General features: G+C 61.6%; 18 protein-coding genes. 7 read left to right on the top strand and 11 right to left on the bottom strand.

Annotated elements, in window-relative coordinates; genetic code table 11:
* Positions 1-57 precede the first annotated feature (57 nt).
* A complete protein-coding gene (locus BBX50_RS08660) occupies positions 58-1,911 on the bottom strand; it encodes an ABC transporter ATP-binding protein (protein ID WP_065774913.1) in 1,854 nt (617 codons plus the stop codon).
* Positions 1,912-1,922: 11 nt separating this feature from the next.
* On the bottom strand, positions 1,923-2,333 hold the full coding sequence (locus BBX50_RS29745; RefSeq protein WP_139108217.1) for a hypothetical protein: 411 nt from the start codon (positions 2,331-2,333) through the stop codon (positions 1,923-1,925).
* Between BBX50_RS29745 and BBX50_RS08650 the strand changes: the two genes are divergently transcribed.
* Positions 2,321-2,893 (top strand): GNAT family protein, encoded by a 573-nt coding sequence (locus tag BBX50_RS08650; RefSeq protein ID WP_065774911.1) that lies wholly within the window; start codon positions 2,321-2,323, stop codon positions 2,891-2,893. The genes BBX50_RS29745 and BBX50_RS08650 overlap by 13 nt on opposite strands.
* Positions 2,894-2,899: 6 nt before the next feature.
* A complete protein-coding gene (locus tag BBX50_RS08645) occupies positions 2,900-3,361 on the top strand; it encodes a tRNA (cytidine(34)-2'-O)-methyltransferase (RefSeq protein ID WP_065774910.1) in 462 nt (153 codons plus the stop codon).
* Positions 3,362-3,446: 85 nt separating this feature from the next.
* On the opposite strand, the gene BBX50_RS08640 is transcribed toward BBX50_RS08645, so the two are convergent.
* Entirely contained in the window at positions 3,447-4,022 is a 576-nt protein-coding gene (locus BBX50_RS08640) for an NADPH-dependent FMN reductase (RefSeq protein ID WP_065774909.1), read from the bottom strand.
* Between the two features lie 75 nt (positions 4,023-4,097).
* On the opposite strand from BBX50_RS08640, the gene soxR reads away from it, so the two are divergent.
* Complete coding sequence (soxR, locus tag BBX50_RS08635) at positions 4,098-4,568, top strand: redox-sensitive transcriptional activator SoxR (RefSeq protein WP_065774908.1); 471 nt, start codon at positions 4,098-4,100, stop codon at positions 4,566-4,568.
* Positions 4,569-4,691: 123 nt separating this feature from the next.
* On the opposite strand, the gene BBX50_RS08630 is transcribed toward soxR, so the two are convergent.
* On the bottom strand, positions 4,692-4,952 hold the full coding sequence (locus BBX50_RS08630) for a hypothetical protein (protein WP_025427204.1): 261 nt from the start codon (positions 4,950-4,952) through the stop codon (positions 4,692-4,694).
* A 214-nt stretch (positions 4,953-5,166) separates the two neighbouring features.
* On the opposite strand from BBX50_RS08630, the gene hemF reads away from it, so the two are divergent.
* Both hemF and BBX50_RS08620 read left to right on the top strand, forming a co-directional pair.
* Complete coding sequence (gene hemF / locus BBX50_RS08625; protein ID WP_065774907.1) at positions 5,167-6,078, top strand: oxygen-dependent coproporphyrinogen oxidase; 912 nt, start codon at positions 5,167-5,169, stop codon at positions 6,076-6,078.
* A 421-nt stretch (positions 6,079-6,499) separates the two neighbouring features.
* Positions 6,500-8,044, top strand: coding sequence for a hypothetical protein (locus tag BBX50_RS08620; protein ID WP_065774906.1), 1,545 nt, complete (start codon positions 6,500-6,502; stop codon positions 8,042-8,044).
* 92 nt (positions 8,045-8,136) lie between these two features.
* Here BBX50_RS08620 and BBX50_RS30245 read toward each other — a convergent pair whose 3' ends face one another.
* On the bottom strand, positions 8,137-8,313 hold the full coding sequence (locus BBX50_RS30245) for a hypothetical protein (RefSeq protein WP_161490860.1): 177 nt from the start codon (positions 8,311-8,313) through the stop codon (positions 8,137-8,139).
* Between the two features lie 147 nt (positions 8,314-8,460).
* Here BBX50_RS30245 and BBX50_RS08615 point away from each other — a divergent pair, with 147 nt between their 5' ends.
* Positions 8,461-8,733, top strand: coding sequence for a BON domain-containing protein (locus tag BBX50_RS08615; protein WP_065774905.1), 273 nt, complete (start codon positions 8,461-8,463; stop codon positions 8,731-8,733).
* Here BBX50_RS08615 and BBX50_RS08610 read toward each other — a convergent pair.
* The 4 genes from BBX50_RS08610 to BBX50_RS08595 all read right to left on the bottom strand — a co-directional run bounded on the left by BBX50_RS08610 (position 8,726) and on the right by BBX50_RS08595 (position 12,955).
* A complete protein-coding gene (locus tag BBX50_RS08610; protein WP_065774904.1) occupies positions 8,726-9,340 on the bottom strand; it encodes an ABC-type transport auxiliary lipoprotein family protein in 615 nt (204 codons plus the stop codon). The two genes, BBX50_RS08615 and BBX50_RS08610, sit on opposite strands and share 8 nt — an antisense overlap.
* An 87-nt stretch (positions 9,341-9,427) precedes the next feature.
* Positions 9,428-10,798 carry an MlaD family protein gene (locus tag BBX50_RS08605; protein WP_065774903.1) on the bottom strand — a complete coding sequence of 457 codons (1,371 nt, stop codon included), beginning with the start codon at positions 10,796-10,798 and terminating at the stop codon, positions 9,428-9,430.
* A 176-nt stretch (positions 10,799-10,974) separates the two neighbouring features.
* Entirely contained in the window at positions 10,975-11,793 is an 819-nt protein-coding gene (locus BBX50_RS08600) for an ABC transporter ATP-binding protein (protein ID WP_065774902.1), read from the bottom strand.
* 13 nt (positions 11,794-11,806) lie between these two features.
* Entirely contained in the window at positions 11,807-12,955 is a 1,149-nt protein-coding gene (locus tag BBX50_RS08595; protein ID WP_065774901.1) for an ABC transporter permease, read from the bottom strand.
* Positions 12,956-13,193: 238 nt separating this feature from the next.
* Here BBX50_RS08595 and dgcA point away from each other — a divergent pair, with 238 nt between their 5' ends.
* On the top strand, positions 13,194-14,177 hold the full coding sequence (dgcA, locus tag BBX50_RS08590; protein ID WP_065774900.1) for an N-acetyl-D-Glu racemase DgcA: 984 nt from the start codon (positions 13,194-13,196) through the stop codon (positions 14,175-14,177).
* Here the strand turns inward: dgcA and BBX50_RS08585 are convergent.
* Both BBX50_RS08585 and BBX50_RS08575 read right to left on the bottom strand, forming a co-directional pair.
* Positions 14,129-15,349, bottom strand: coding sequence for an MFS transporter (locus BBX50_RS08585; protein WP_065774899.1), 1,221 nt, complete (start codon positions 15,347-15,349; stop codon positions 14,129-14,131). The two genes, dgcA and BBX50_RS08585, sit on opposite strands and share 49 nt — an antisense overlap.
* A 326-nt stretch (positions 15,350-15,675) precedes the next feature.
* Entirely contained in the window at positions 15,676-16,515 is an 840-nt protein-coding gene (locus tag BBX50_RS08575; RefSeq protein ID WP_065774930.1) for a UDP-2,3-diacylglucosamine diphosphatase, read from the bottom strand.
* Positions 16,516-16,634: the final 119 nt, after the last annotated feature.

The following is a 16,634-nucleotide window of genomic DNA, read 5'->3' as shown; positions in this document are numbered from 1 at the left end:
ATGCGTAAGATCGAAAGCACCGGCCCGCCGCGCTTTCGAACGGCGGGCCGGTGTTGCTTACTCTGCGGCCTCTTCCTTCTCGACGTCGTCGGCGATGAACCCGCCGGACTGACGAGACCAGAGGTCGGCGTAGAGGCCGCCATGGGCGACGAGTTCGCCATGCGAGCCGGTCTCGACGATCCGGCCCGCTTCGAGGATCACCAGCCGGTCCATCTCCGTCAGCGTCGACAGCCGGTGGGCGATTGCGATCACCGTTTTGCCCGCCATCAGCGCGAAGAGGTTTTCCTGGATCGCCGCCTCGACTTCGGAGTCGAGCGCCGAGGTCGCCTCGTCGAGGATCAGGATCGGCGCATCCTTGAGGAAGACACGCGCGATCGCGATGCGCTGGCGCTGGCCGCCGGAAAGCTTGACGCCGCGTTCACCGACCTGGGCATCCAGGCCTTTCCGACCCTGGTTGTCCTCGAGGCCCTGGATGAAGTCCCAGGCGTTCGCCCGCTTCGCCGCGGCGATGATTGCCTCATCGTCCGCCTCCGGATGCCCATAGGCGATGTTGTCGCGAATGGAACGGTGCAAGAGCGAGGTGTCCTGCGTCACGACGCCGATCTGGGCGCGCAGGCTGTCCTGCGTGACGGTGGAAATATCCTTGCCATCGATCCGGATCGCGCCGTCCTCGAGGTCGTAGAAACGCAACAGCAGGTTCATCAGCGTCGTCTTGCCGGCGCCAGAGCGGCCGACGAGGCCGATCTTCTCGCCGGGCTTGATGTCGAGCGACAGGTGATCGATGACGCCCTTGGCCTTGCCGTAGTGGAAGCGGATGTTGTCGAAGGCGATTGCCCCCTTGTCCGCCTTCAGTGCCTTGGCGTCCGGCTCGTCGACGATGTCGTGTGCCTTCGTCATCATGCCGATGCCGTCATAGACCGTGCCGATGTTCTCGAACAGCGCCGAGACTTCCCACATGATCCACTGCGACATGCCGTTGATGCGCATCGCCAGACCGACGGCAATCGCGATCGCGCCGACCGAAATCGCGCTCGTCAGCCAGAGATGAATGCCGAGCGCGGCAATGGCGAAGAGCGCAATGCTGTTGTTGGCGTAAACGAGGATATGGAACAGCGTCACCTTGCGCATCTGGCGATGCACGGTATCGAGGAAACCGTCCATGCCCTCGCGTGCATAGCCTTCCTCGCGGCCCGCATGCGAGAACAGCTTGACCGTGCCGATGTTGGTGTAGCTGTCGACGATCCGCCCCGTCATCATCGAGCGCGCGTCGGCCTGCTCCTTGGAGATCTTCTGCAGCCGCGGCACGAAATAGCCGACGATGCAGATGTAGATCGCCAGCCAGATGGCAAGCGGGATGACCAGGCGCCAGTCGGCGGTCGCAACGACGGCGAGCATCGTGACGAAGTAGCTGACGACATAGACGAAGACGTCGAGGATCTTCATCACGGTTTCGCGCACCGCAAGCGAGGTCTGCATCACCTTCGTCGCCACGCGTCCGGCAAACTCGTTGGCAAAGAAGGTCATGCTCTGGCGCAGCAGATAGCGGTGCATCTGCCAGCGCGCGATCATCGGATAGTTGCCGAGCAGCACCTGGTGCATGATCAGCGAGTCGATCGCGACGAGGCCCGGCAGGCCGATGAGGACGAGCGCGCCCATCCAGAAGAGCCTGCCGCCCTCCGCTTCAAGGAATGTCTCGCGGTTTGCGCTCGACAGCCAGTCGACCATGTTGCCGAGGAACTGAAACAGCGCCACTTCACCGACAGCGATCAGCGCGGTGCAGACGGACATGATGATGAGCCACGGCGCGGCCGGCTTGGAATAATGCCAGCAGAAGCCGAACAGCGTCTTTGGGGGGAGCGTTGGCTCCTCCGCGGGATAGGGATTGAGGCGGGATTCAAACCAGCCGAACATTGCATGCTCCTTCAGAGTATTTGAAGGAAAGCGGGGTTCCCCCGCATTCTTACGATGAAAAAATCAGTCCGGAAATGCAGCCCGAAAGAGGGCTTCGTCTTCCGGAGTTCCGGAAGCGCGTCGATCTCTTTTAAAAGATAGGTCGCGGAACCGGTCAGGCCAAACGGTGGCCCACTACTCCTGGAAGGCGTGTCAACATCAATACATTCATGTTTGCCTCCGTCGGTTCGCGTCGAAGAGGCCTGATCTCTACCCTTATTCGCGCCTTCATGCCAGATTGTCGCAGGCTGTTTCTTGCACAATTTTTCATCGCCTGCGTTGCTGTTGCCGTTTCGGCACAGATTAGCGCCGACAAAATCAGCGACCGCAAAAGCAAGCAGCGCCGTGCCTTTTGCAGCGGAGAACACGGATGAATGGTTCATCGGATACGCCTCCTGATCTTCATGGTATCGGCTTCGTCCTTCGTCGCCCCCGCGACGGTGATGTGGATGCGCGCCTGAGGCTCGGCCGCCATCCGGAAATCTACCGAATGTTCGGTGCGGGCCGATCGTTTCCCTGCCTCTTCGGTCACGAAGAGGCAGCCGCCTGGATTGCGCGGATTGCCGGACACCCGGCGGCCTGGATCATCGATCAGCACGGCCTCACCGGCGAAGTCAGGCTCGACAATATCAATCACGCCGATCGGCGTGCGAGCTTCGCCATCGGTATTTTCGATCCGGAGCGCCTCGGCAAGGGGCTTGGCACGGCGGTCACCAAGCGGGTATTGGCGTATGCCTTCGATCAACTTGCCCTTCATCGGGTGTCGCTCAGGGTTCTCGCCTTCAATGAGCGGGCGATTGCCGCCTACCGCAAGGCCGGCTTCTCCATCGAGGGCCGCGAACGTGAGTCGGCTCTGATCGACGGTGAGTGGCACGACGACATCATGATGGGAATCCTGGCCGCGGAATTTGACCCGCGGCGTGATGCCCCCGCAAACGAGTGACCTGACGTGAGCAATCTGCGCATCGCCCTTTACCAGCCCGACATCCCCGGCAATACCGGCACGATCCTGCGCATGGCCGCCTGTCTCGGGCTTGGAGTGGACATCATCGAGCCCGCTGGGTTCGATCTTTCCGACCGCAACCTGAAGCGCGCCGGCATGGACTACATCGCGGCGGTGGCGCTCACACGCCACGTCAATTGGGAGCGGTTCGAAGAATGGCGCGCGGCAAGCGGGCGACGGCTGGTGCTCGCCTCCACCAAAGCCGCCCTGCCCTATACGCGCTACGAATTCCATGCGGATGACATCCTGCTCTTCGGACGGGAGAGTGCCGGCGTGCCCGACCATGTGCATGAGCGCGCCGAGGGCCGCATCCTGATCCCGATGGCCGAGGGGCAGCGCTCGCTGAACATTGCGATCTCCGTCGCAATGATCGCCGGCGAAGCCATTCGCCAGGTTTCTCCGGCCTGACAATCTGCGCATCCTGGTCTCCAATGGCTGGCTGAGCTCGAGCGCCTGAGCGACAGGCGCCCGATCCCGTAGATGGCGCAGCGCGTTATGCCGCCACCTCGTTGTAAGGCACGTTCTTGCGCGCCTGTTTCAGGGTCCGCGCCCACCAGGTCAGCCGGTCCATCATCACAAACAGCGGTGCCCGCAACTCATCGGGCTTGTAGAGGTTGCCGGCGGCATCGAATTTCGACCAGGCCTTGGGAAACGAAACACCGTCGCGCAGCGACACTGAATGCAGCTCTCCGAAGACCTGGCGCAGCTGCTCGACAGCCCGAATGCCACCTGAAGCGCCACCATAGGAGACGAAGGCGACGGGCTTGGCATGCCACGGCTCGTAGACCGAATCGATCAGCTCCTTCAGCGCCGCCGGATAGCCATGATTGTATTCGGGCGTGACGATGATGAAGGCGTCGGCCTCAGCGATCTTGCGCTCCAGCCACTCGCCCGGATTGACCGCGGCGCCGAGGCCGCGGGAGGTTCTGAGCCGCGCCGGGTCGATCACCGTCAGGGTAAAGGTTTCCGATGCCGAAAGCTCGCGGATCAACCAGTTGGCGACCGTATCGCAGAAGCGCCCCTGGCGCGCGCTGCCATAGATCACGGCAAGGGTCATTTTTTCAGTCATGGGGCAGGCTCCTGTTGTCGAACTCATGGAGCCAATGCTATAAAACCTCAACATTAGTTGAGGTCAATAGCGATCATGACAATCGTGAAAAACAGCGAACTGCGACGGGAACTGACGGTGGGCGAAGTGGCCGAACGCAGCGGCGTGGCCGTCTCCACACTGCATTTTTACGAGGCCAAGGGCCTGATCCGCAGCAACCGCACCCGCGGCAACCAGCGCCGCTATCCGCGTGGCGTGCTCCGGCGCGTGGCGGTCATCAAGGTTGCCCAGCGCACCGGCATCCCGCTCTCCGAAATTCAGGACGCTTTGTCGGTCTTGCCGGACGATCGTCCGCTGACGGTGGAAGATTGGGGCAGATTGTCCGAAAGCTGGCGCGAACAGTTGAATGAACGCATCGCCAGCCTGATGGCCCTGCGCGATCATCTGACGGGCTGCATCGGCTGCGGCTGCCTGTCGCTTCGCGAATGTCCCTTGCGCAACCCGCACGACGTCCTGTCGATGGAAGGTGCCGGACCGCGGCTGATGGATGACGATGGCCACCCGTGACAGCAGCGTAGAACCGGGCTGCGAAAAGCGCCCTTTTTGGTCGCAGCCACGTTTTGAGGCACTGCGATTTGGAGGCCCGCGCTTCAACGTCGGCCGCCCTTGAAATTTCGGGGGGTTGCTCGGTCAGTCGGCGGTCGGAAGGCGTCGCATGGTGAATTCGATCTCGTCGCCGTCGAGCTGGCGCCAGCTCTCGACCTCGGTCCAATAGGCCGCCTTCGGCCAGGTGTCGAACCATTCCCGGGCCTTCGCGCGGGCGGCGCTGCGATCGAGCCTAAAGGTCTCCCGCACGAAAAGGCCATCGCCTCGTGTCGGATTGTCCCGGCGGTGCCGGGCGATCTGTCGCCGCAAACCATCGAGCGGCGGACCTGCGGGTATTCTTGCCATGGGCAATACCTCTGACTGCTAAGATAGTGGCGCAGATTGCGCATTGCCAGAGCTTTGTGAGGTCGCGAGTTTCCCGGTAGCTACACCTTGCCGTGCGACAGACTGCCCGAGACGGTAAACCGTCGTTGCCATCGGCGCGAAAGTGTGAACTTTGGCGAACGCAATCGAATCGGCCGCTTTTCGCCGGCAAAAGCCGCCAACAGGACGTAATTTCATGGAACGACCGCAACTCCCCCAGGGCCTCCCTGCAGACATCGAAGACAAGAAGGCCGAGGCGCGTGCATGGTTCGAGGGTTTGCGCGATACGATCTGCGCCGCCTTTGAAACGGTCGAGGATGAGTTGACCGGACCGCTTTCCGATCGTGCGCCCGGTCGTTTCGTTGCCAAGGACTGGAGCCGCGAGGATGGCAAGGGCGGCGGTGGCCGCATGTCGATGATGGAGGGCCGTGTCTTCGAAAAGGTCGGCGTGCACACCTCGACGGTCCATGGTGAGTTCTCGCCCGAATTCCGCAACCAGATTCCGGGCGCTGCCGAAGATCCGCGCTTCTGGGCTTCGGGCATTTCGCTCATCGCCCATCCGGTCAATCCCAACGTGCCGGCCGTTCACATGAACACCCGCATGGTGGTGACGACGAGCAACTGGTTCGGCGGCGGTGCCGATCTGACGCCCGTGCTCAACCGCCGTCGCGTCATGACCGATCCGGACACCCAGCTGTTCCACCGCGCCATGGAGATCACCTGCAGCCGTCATGCGGTTGCCGATCACGCCAAGTTCAAGAAGTGGTGCGACGACTACTTCTTCCTGCCGCACCGCAACGAACCGCGCGGAACCGGCGGCATCTTCTATGACTGGCTGCATTCCTCGGAAGAACAGGGCGGCTGGGAGGCTGATTTTGCCTTCACCCGCGACGTCGGCAAGGCCTTCGCCCTCGTCTATCCGAAGATCGTCCGCACCAATTTCAACACGCCCTGGACCGAAGACGATCGCGACGAGCAGCTTGTACGCCGCGGCCGCTATGTCGAGTTCAACCTGCTCTACGACCGCGGCACCATTTTCGGCCTGAAAACTGGCGGCAACGTCGAGTCGATCCTGTCGTCCCTGCCGCCGGTCGTCCGCTGGCCCTAAGGCGTTTCAGGGGCTGACCGGATCTGAGGATATTTCCGTCAGGTCGGTTTTGTGCATCAGGTTGTCGGCAGGTCGGAAGCCGGCAGCCGCGATGCAAGACATTGTTCGGTGGTCGGCCCCGGACGTGGGGTGTTCACAGACGAGATCGGGACAAAGGCCAGCAGGGCCCCGCTTCCAGCTCGGGAAGCCATGGCCCAGCGCCGGCATGCCTCTCCCGCCGCGCCCCCGTCACGACCAGTTCGCTGCGCCCTTGCGTCTCGAAATGCGCCGCAACCTATTGTTCTTTTCCCCGTCCATGAACATCTACTAGGCGTGGTGTCGCGAAAGCTTGGCACCAGCCAAGAAACATGCCGATTTATCTCAATCCCTGCCCCAATCCGCCCGCCCCGCCGGGTTCGGCTGCAATTCCTGGATCTCGCGCATGATCCAGATCGCGACACCGGTCCCGAGATGGCAGCGACGTGATCAGTCACCATCGAACGAGAAGGACGAATGCATGTCGAAAGGGAGCAAGGCACCAGCCAATGATCAACCCAAGCGGCGTTTGCGGCGGTGGCTCAAGCTATCCGCCATCACGATCGCACTGTTGGCCATCCTCATACTCGGACCGCTCGCCTTCATTCTTTATCCAACGCTGAAAAGCTACCCGAAGGCCCCCGTCGAGACTGCTTCTTCGCAGTTGGAAGGAAACATGCAGGACATCGCCCACTTGCGGCATCTGCTGGATATCGAGCGAAGCTTCACGCCCGAAACCAAAGCCGCATTCACGCTCGCCGTCAGCGCGATGGAACAACGCGCCGGGGATCTGGATCGGGCCGGTCTCGCCATGGCTGTGGCGAAGGCTGTGGCACTCGCCGACAACGGTCACACCAACGTCGTCGGCCTTGCTGGTGATCGCAGCTTCAACGCTGTGCCAATTCGTCTCGGCTGGTTTGCCGACGGGTTGTTCGTGGTCGCTGCTGCGGAAGGTCAAAGCCACCTGCTCGGAGGTGAGATCCTCGGTGTAAATGGAAAAATGACGGATGCCTTGCTGGAGGCGCTGCGGCCCTATGTCGGAGGGCCCGCCAACCTTGCCAAGGAGTTCGCGCCAAACTTCGTCATTTCCCCGGAGCTTCTCTATGCAGCCGGCCTCGCTGAAACGGCAGCAAGCATCACCTATGACATGCGCCTTGCAGATGGCGGCTCCGTATCGGTCGAGCTCGCAGCGCTTGCCGGCACGCTAGGGCCACAGAAAACGAACGTCTGGCCCGCCCGTGATTTGAGCCCCATCGCCCAAACCGACCGGCCCATGGGGTGGCGACATGTCCTTGAGGACGTTGCGTTGCCGGCCTATCTCGCCCACCCCGATCGCAACTATTGGCACTCCTATCCTCTACACGACCTGCTCTATGTTCAGATCAATCGTGTTAGGGACCAGGAACCGATCGATCTGTCCCGACATCTTTCCGACATGCTTGATGAATCGGCTAAAAAACCAATTCGCAGCGCCATCGTCGACCTGCGGTTCAACAACGGCGGTAATTATGTCCTTTCCGCTGATTTTGCCCGGCGTTTGCCGGAGCTTTTGCCATCAACGGGGCGACTGTTCATACTGACCACCGGCAACACCTTCTCCGCTGCGATAAGCACCGCCGCGTGGCTGAAGTACTATGGTGGAAAGCGCGTCACCATCGTCGGTGAGACCGTGGGCGACCGGATGCAGTTCTGGGGCGAAGGCGGCCTCACCGTTCTCCCCCATTCGAAACTTGCGCTCCGCTACACCACCGGCTTTCACGACTGGGAACATGGATGCAGCCTGTCGCAAGTAATGACGTGTTTTCTGTTGAACTACATCTATGACGTACCGGCAGGTTCCCTCGAACCGAACGTCGTTACCCAGCCGACTTTTGCGGACTATGTCGCCGGCAAGGATCGGGCAATGTCCGTTGCCATGGAGTTGCTCGCGGCCGACGGCCCCTCCGACTAAATCAGCCAATCACTCCGATCTTGCGAGCCGCCGGTAACGTCTGGAGCATCTTGCAAGCGCTCCAGTCGCAAGTGACCGAAGATGCGCGGGCGCTATTTGCAAATGCGCACCTTCTTCATCACCACCTTGCCATGGGCGCCGTAGGTCTTGACCGTCTTGATGACACAGGTCTGCCGGCCTCCATAACTGTAGTTTCCGGCCTTGGCCGGTGCGCCAAAGGCAAGAGCTATCGTTGTCGCCAGAGCCATGGCGAAAAAAGAACCGCGCATTGAATGTGTCCCCAGTCTGATCGTCACCGGGATCCCGGCCCGTGAGCCAGTACATGGCACGGCCGGGTGTTCCGTGCTGTTTCGAATGAAACAGGCGAACAAACAGCAGCTACGGGCGTTTCACCTTCGTGGAGCGAGGTGAGCACGATGATTTTCAAGAAGCGGACATTCTATGGCGATGAACCCGAGCGCTTGGAACCTGATCACCCGGCGGAACTGGAGCGCCGCGTTGCCCATCTTCTGGCAGTCGTGCCTGGCCTCGACGCATCAGACGTCACGGTGACGGCGAAGGGCAATACGATCCTTCTTGCCGGCTTCGTCGCAAGCCAGGATGAGGTCGGGCGCGCCAAAAAGGCGGTAAAGCAGGTGCGCGGCGTCGCCGAAGTGCTCAACAGGATTGAGGCTGTGGCCGTCAGATAGAGCCGAGCGTCCAGCTGACGATCTCGGCCGAAACACTGGCAAAGGCCTGATCCATGGCGTTGACGAAGGCCGGGTTGCCTGGACCCTTCACGCCGACCGTGGCGCGAAACGCCTTCTGCGCCCTGACCGTGCCGTTGCGATCGTTGAGGATTTTGGCGAAGATCTCGACGACGGCCGTATCGGCGCCTTCCGTCGAAATCTCGAATGCGCGGATCTCGGTGATGACCTGATAATCGATGGCAAGCCCCTGACCAGGCTTGCCGACACCGCCGATTTTCCCGGTGTCTTCGAAGGCCTGCACGAGCTTCGACTGAACCAGCCTCGGCAGCCGGTCGCTCCACTGTGCCCCGGAAAGATACTGCAGCTCGGAGCCGGACAGGCGGATAACGACCTGATCGCTGTCGAGCGCCTTCAGCGCCGTCGGCTCCGGCACGAGGATCTGCCTGCTGGTCGAGGCGCGTCCTTCGACGACAGGCGAAGCAGAGAGGCTGAACGTGTCATTGACCGCACGCGTGCCGCATCCGGCAATCCCGGCTGCCAGCACGATAATCAGGGCGGAGCGCCACGCTCCCGTCACTCGCACGCCCACCAGCCCTGAAAAACTCATACTGCCAATACCCTTGTCCCACACACCTTGGCGCACCCTTGATCGAGAGCACACCGCCCGGCCCCACGCCAGTCACGCCCGCCCGACTCAGCGTCGGGTGCGGCCATCATATTGTTTTACCGTTTCACCGCCAAAGAGAAGACGCTGCGGGTTCTTGTCGAATGTGGAGATCGTGTTCTCCAGGCTCTGCACTGTTCGACGCGTCTCGGTGACAAGGGCCTCCACGTCACGCAGGCCCGAGCCTGAGAAGCGCCGGAGATTGTCGGCGATCGGCCCGATCTGCGCATTGAGATTGTCTGCCATCTTGCGGAAGGATTCGAGCGTTGCGCGCGCTTCGGCCGAAAGCGACGGCGCATCCGCGTCGCCGAGGAAGCCATCGACCTTGACGAGAATGCTGTCGACCCGCTTGGCGGAGGCGTTCAACTTGCTCGCCAACTGCGTGACGTCGGTGATCGTCCGGTCGATATCCTGCTGCCGCGCCGTGATCTTTGCTGCGAACTGCGAGATGTTGGCGACCGTCTTGCGCGCGTCGGCAGTCGCCGCGGAGATGTCGTTGACGAAGAGCTCCACCTTCTGCTTGTCGACCGAGGCCACCAGCGTATCCACCCGCTCCAGGGTCTTCTGGGCGTTCTTGCCGAACTGCTCGTAGGTTTCGACAGTGCGTCGGAACGCGGCGATCGTTTCGGTAACGCCGCCCGAGGCCGCCTTCAGGTCGTTGCTGATCTGCTCGACGTTCGAGACGATGTGATCGACCTTCTTCGGATCCACCGACTTTACCAGGGTCTCGGCAGACTCCAGGGTCGAATCGAGCTTCTTGGAGGCAGCAGTGACCGAGCCGGAGAGCTCCGTCACACTCTTCAGGAAATCGTCGATCGCACCGGAGTTGTTCGCAAGCGCGTCGGAAAATTTCTCGGCATTGTTGATCGTCTTGGTCAGCGGACCGCGCACGTCCGTCACAAAGCCCTGGATATCGGTGATGGCGCCGTTGGCGCGGTCCATGATCGCGTCGGCGGTGGCGAGCAGGCTGGTGACGCTCGACTGGTCGGCAAGGATACGTGCCTGGGTGCCCTTCTCGATCGCGGTCTTCAGGATGTTTTCATCGCCCTTGCGGCCGCCGCTGAGCTCGATATAGGCAGCGCCGGTCAGCCCCTGCACCTCAAGCGTCGCCTTGGTCGATTTCAGCACCGGTGCGTCAATGGAAACTTCGGTCAGTGCCAGCGAGTAGCGCGGATCATTGGCGTCGATCGCCAGATTGCGGACCGTGCCGACAGCGATGCCGTTGAAGCGCACCGGCGAGCCGACGGAGAGACCATTGGCCGAACCCGGAATATTGACGACCAGCTCGACCATCTCGCCGCTTCGTCCATACTGCGACATCCAGTAGACAAAGCCGAAGGCGGCGGCGATCACGAACACCGTGAAGAAACCGACAATGGCGTAGTTCGCTTTCGTTTCCATTCGTTCCGACTACCTTCGTGGCCGCTTCACCGGCTCTTGCTCCGATCTCGACGCATGCGTGCCAAGACCGCGATCTGTAAGAGCGCCATGCGTTCAAACGCAAAGGGCGCTCCAGCACCTTCATTTACAAAGCACCTTCCGCTTCAAGCCATTTCGCTTGAGCGCGGGTGCTCAAGTCACTGATCGTTTCGCACGATCGACCGGGCCCGCTTGCCCCTGAAATAGGACTGCACCCAAGGATCGTCACAGGCCAGCATGTCTTCCACGGTGCCTTCGACCAGAACCTTCTTCTTGCCGAGCACTGCGATACGATCACAGACGGAAAAGAGACTATCGAGGTCGTGTGTCACCATATACACGGTCAATCCCAACGTGTCGCGCAGCTTGGCAATCAACTCGTCGAACTCCGCTGCACCGATCGGGTCCAGCCCCGAGGTCGGCTCGTCGAGGAAAACCAGATCGGGATCGAGCGCCAGAGCGCGCGCGAGTGCGGCACGTTTGATCATGCCGCCGGAGAGTTCGGACGGGTACTTTTCCGCCGCCTCCGGCGCGAGGCCGACGAGCTCGATCTTCACTCGGGCCAGCTCGTCCATCAGGCTTTGCGGCAGGTCGAGATATTCCCGCATCGGCACCTGAATGTTCTCGCGCACCGTCAGTGCCGAAAACAGTGCACCGTGCTGAAAGAGAACGCCGAGGCGCATGTCGAGGGCGATGCGTTCGGCTTCTGTTATCTTGTCGTAGTCTGCGCCGAGAATTTCGATCTTGCCGGAACGCTTTGCCAGAAGCCTGAGCACGGTACGCATCAGCACTGACTTGCCGGTACCGGACGCGCCGACGAAACCGAGGATCTCGCCGCGGTAGATTTGGAGGTTCAGCTTGTCGAGCACGATGTTGGAACCGAACCCCACCGTGAGGTCACGGACGGACAGAACGGATTCCCGTCCATTTGCCTCGGTCCCCCGGTCGTCCTCGTGCCTCTTCTCGAGTGGGTTCACGCTACTGTCCGCCTCAGAAATCGATTGATGCGTAGAACATGGCGAAGAGCCCGTCGATCAGGATCACGACGAAGATCGACTTGACCACCGAAGACGTCACGTGGCGGCCGAGCGATTCCGCGCTGCCGCCGACCTTGAGCCCCTCGACGGCCGCCACCACGCCGATGATCAGCGCCATGAACGGCGCTTTGATCATGCCGGCGGCGACGGACGAGAAATCGATGGCCTCCTGCAGGCGGGCAAGGAAGGTCGGGATCGTGATGCCCGAATAGCCCCAGGCAACCAGTGCCGCGCCGACCAGGGCGGCGAAGTTGGCGATGATGGTCAAGAGCGGCAGTGCAACGGTCAACGCAACAAGGCGCGGAAAAACGAGAACGCCGACAGGGCTCAGCCCCATCACCTTCAGCGCATCCACCTCCTCGCGCATCTTCATCGATCCGATTTCAGCGGTGATGGCGCTGCCGGAACGGCCGGCAATCATGATCGCCGTGAGCAGCACGCCGATTTCGCGCAATTGCAGAATGCCGACGAGATCAACGACAAAGACTTCAGCGCCGAAGTAGCGGAGCTGAAACGCGCCCTGCTGCGCGATGATCGCGCCGATCAGAAACGACATCAGCGTGATGATCGGCACGGCCATCACACCCATCCGGTCGATCTGATGAACGATCGCGGCCGGCGAGACGCCGCTGTGCCGCCCGAGCTTTAGCTGGGCGCCGCGCACGGCCGAGCCAAGGATGTACATGGCCGCCACGATATCGTCCCAAGTCGCGACCATGACTTCGCCAACCGGTGCGAAAATACGCTGGAACAGCGGCAGCCGCTCGCCGCCGCCTTCGGGCGCGCGCAGTTCTGCCGGCAGGGCATCGATTAGCTCGACGTAGCGCTGCCCGCCCTCGACGAAATGAACGTCATCGCGCGATGGCCCGGCGACCCGGGTCATGAAGCGCCGGATGATCCAGGCGCCGGCCGTATCCATCGCCGTCACGCCGGAGAGGTCGAACTGCCGGATGCCATCGTCCTTGCGCGCGAGCCGATCAAGCTTCGCTGCCATCGCTTCAGCGGTCTCGTGACGCCACGCGCCGGTAAAGACATAGCTTCGCCCGCCGCCATTTTCGGCCAGCGCGACATCGGCTGTGATCTTGCGGGCGGGCTGCGACACGTGGCTTCTGTATTCCCGATTTGCCGTTGCATAATACCTCCAATCTCGATTGATTTGAGGACAGGATTATGCAGCAGACCTAAAGTGTTACCGCGCGCGTCGCGCGGCCTGTCGGACGCACGACGCCGTAAAGATTCGTAAATCCTTACACCGTCATAACGGCTCGCACCTTTGCTGTCATCCGAACGTTGCGTCGCGATGACGCCAGGCCCCCAGTTTACCTGCCGGAGACGCTTTCATGTCACTTTCCCTCGATGCCGCGGTCGAACATTTCCCGATTGCACGCACGTTTACGATCTCGCGCGGCTCCAAGACGACGGCAAGCGTCGTCACCTGCCGAATCGGCGGCGGCACCCACACCGGCTCCGGCGAGTGCGTTCCCTATGGCCGCTATGGCGAGACGATCGAATCGGTGCTGGCTGAAATCGCCGCCATTCGCCCGCGCATCGAGGCTGGTCTGACCCGCGCCGGTCTTCAGCAGGAGATGAAGCCGGGAGCGGCCCGAAATGCCGTCGATTGCGCGTTGTGGGACCTTGAGGCAAAGCAGAAAAACACGCCAATTCATGTGCTTGCGGGAGTTCGCTCGCCGGAGGCTTTGACCACGGCCTACACACTCTCGCTTGCTGAGCCCGACGCAATGCGCGAACAGGCAGCCAGATACGCCCACCGTGCGCTCCTCAAGGTCAAGGTCGGAACGCCGGATGACGCCGCGCGGATCCGTGCAGTCAGGGCCGGCGCACCCGAAAGCCGCATCATTCTCGATGCCAACGAAGGCTGGACCCCCGACAATCTTGCCTACCACTTCGCGATCTCAGCCGAAGAACGGATCGACCTGATCGAGCAGCCGCTCCCTGCCGGGCGCGACGAGGCGCTGGCTACGATTTCACGCCCCGTCCCCATCTGCGCCGATGAAAGTGTGCACGCCACTGGAGATCTGGCCGCTCTCGTCGGCCGCTATGATGCGGTCAACATCAAGCTCGACAAGACCGGCGGCCTGACCGAGGCGTTGCTAATGCGTGACCAGGCGGTAGCCCTCGGCCTCAAGGTCATGGTCGGCTGCATGGTCGGCAGTTCGCTGGCGATGGCACCGGCCATCCTTGTTGCCCAGGGTGCGGATTTCGTCGACCTTGACGGGGCGCTGCTCCTGGCTGAGGACCGAACGCCAGGCCTGCGCTACGAGGCTTCGCTGGTCTTTCCGCCCGAGCCGCGCCTCTGGGGCTGAAGATACCAGGCCGCAACGGCGAAACAGCATCCGGCAAAGGCGACGACCGACATCGAATAGAAGCCCTTCACGCCGTACCAGGCGTAGAAATAGCCGGACAGGAACGTCAGGATCGCCGTGAAAATGCCGGTGTAGAAGAAGTAAAGCCCCTGGGCCGATGCTTCTTGCGCCTCCACCACGCGCTCGACGAGCTTGTGCTGCATGCCGGTGTGCATGATGGCATAGGTAAAGGCGTGAAAGCACTGAAGGATGAAGTAGCCGGCAAAGCCGAGGTCCATCGGGAAGATGATCCAGCGCACAACCGCGAGCGAGCAGCCAGAGAGGATCATCACCCAGACGCTGAAGCGGCGGCTGATCGCCTTGGCAAAGACGAACATCGTCACTTCGGCCGCCACACCGGCGCTCCAGAGCAAGCCAATCTCGGTGCCACTATAGCCGATGTGCTGCCAATAGATGGCCGAAAAAGCGAACAGCATGGCGTGGCTGGCATTGACCAATGTCACGCCAATCAACAACAGTTGCAGGTCGAGCTGCCGCAGCGACTGCGGCGGCGGCTCGGTGAGCGCCGTGATCGGTGAAGGCCGGCGTGGTTTGCCGACGCGCGGCGCCGCAAAGGCCATGGCGATCGTCAGCCCGAACCCGATCGCCATCGCCGGCAGCACCATGTCGCTGCCGATAATGCCGATCATCCAGCCGCCGAGCATCGTCGCGCCGATGAAGGCGACCGAGCCCCAGAGCCGCATATGGGCGTAATCGAAGCCCCAGCGCCGGACCCCGGAGAGCGCGATCGCCTCGACGATCGGCACATAGGGCGAGTAGACCGCCGACTGCAGCGTATAGATGACCAGCACCGGCCAGAAATCGCGGAAATAAAACAGCACCAAGGCGGTTGTGAGCGACAGGAAACCGGACCAGATCAGCACGACCACCCGATCGCCAAGCCTGTCGGCGATGACGCCCGCGATCGGCGCGGTGATGACGCGCACGAACATCGGGAGCGCCAGCACCACGCCGATTTCAAAGTCTGTCATCGACAGCGTGCTGAGCCACACCGGAAAATACGGCATCGCGAAGCCGTTGACGATCAACGGCGCGCAAAAGAGCAAAGCGATGCGAAGCGCGAAATGGCGCGGCGGAGGGCCCACGGATGCGGGCGCTGAGGAGGGAATCATCGGCTGACCTGATGGCTGTGGCCGATCTTTAGCACAGGCCGGGCAAGCCCCGCCATAACCTAGTTTTCGCGACAGACCTTTCGTTGAGGCTGCAACCTCGCAAACCGCGGTAGATCGCCGTCATGCGGAAAATCATCCGCGTCGCCGTCCCTGCGCTCATCGTCGATAACCAACAGCGGTGACGCCTCGTCTGCCTGAGCGGTATCCAGGCAGCTGTTGTCGTGCCCCAACCGCCTCCACAATGGCATTGACGCATTTCCGGCGATATGGGCGGGAACGCTGATCGATCCCATTCCAAATCATCTGCCGGCCGCAAAGAAAGCAGGCTAGGCAGCGCGCCGGGTCAGAAGTTGAGCAAGCAGCTTGTCGGCTTCACCAGCAGCTTCGGCCTCGCCGGCCCCGCCGCGCATCTGGTGCCAGGTGATCAGTTCCATCGTACCGTCATCATGCTCGGCGATCGCCGTGCAGCTTTCCACCCAATCACCGGTGTTGATGTAGCGGATATCGCCAATGTCCTCGATGACCGCGTGATGGATGTGTCCGCAGATCACACCCTGAGCATCGTGTCGGCGCGCCTCCTCGGCGACGACCTTCTGGAACTCGCCGATGAAGTTGACCGCATGCTTGACCTGCAGCTTTGCCCAGGAGGAAAACGACCAATAGGGCATGCCGAGGCGACGGCGGATCGCAGCCAGGCCGATGTTGATGGCGATCGCCGTGTCATAGGCCCAGTCGCCGAGATAGGCGAGCACGCGGGCATTGCGTACGACCACGTCGAATTCGTCGCCGTGCAGCACGAGATAGGTGCGGCCATCGGCTGCCTTGTGCATGTAACGCTGCGCCACCTCGATGCCGCCGAAATGAACACCCGGAAAATCGCGCAGGAACTCGTCGTGATTGCCCGGAATATAGACGATACGGGTGCCCTTGCGCGCCTTGCGCAACAGCTTCTGAACGACGTCGTTGCAATTCTGCGGCCAGTACCAGCTGCGCTTCAACCGCCAGCCGTCGACGATGTCGCCGACAAGGACGATTGTCTCCGCTTCATGGTGTCGCAGGAAATCCAGGAGGTAGTCCGTCTTGGCGGCCTTAGAGCCGAGATGGACGTCGGAGATGAACAACGTCCTGAGCTTCCGTACGGAGTTGTCTTGCTGCGCCGCCGTCATGCCAGCCTCGTCTTCGTTGCGCTTCCTGCCCTCGTGAAAACCAGACTCGTGTTTCAGGAAGATGACATAAGCATGGCCGGCCGAGGCCTTCACTGAAATCAGTGCTGCAAAACTGTACC

The sequence above is a fragment of the Ensifer sp. LC11 genome (assembly GCF_001695835.1).
GTDB lineage: Bacteria > Pseudomonadota > Alphaproteobacteria > Rhizobiales > Rhizobiaceae > Ensifer.
The sequence above is the reverse complement of the archived record's forward strand: the minus strand, read 5'-3'. Positions and strand labels throughout refer to the sequence as shown.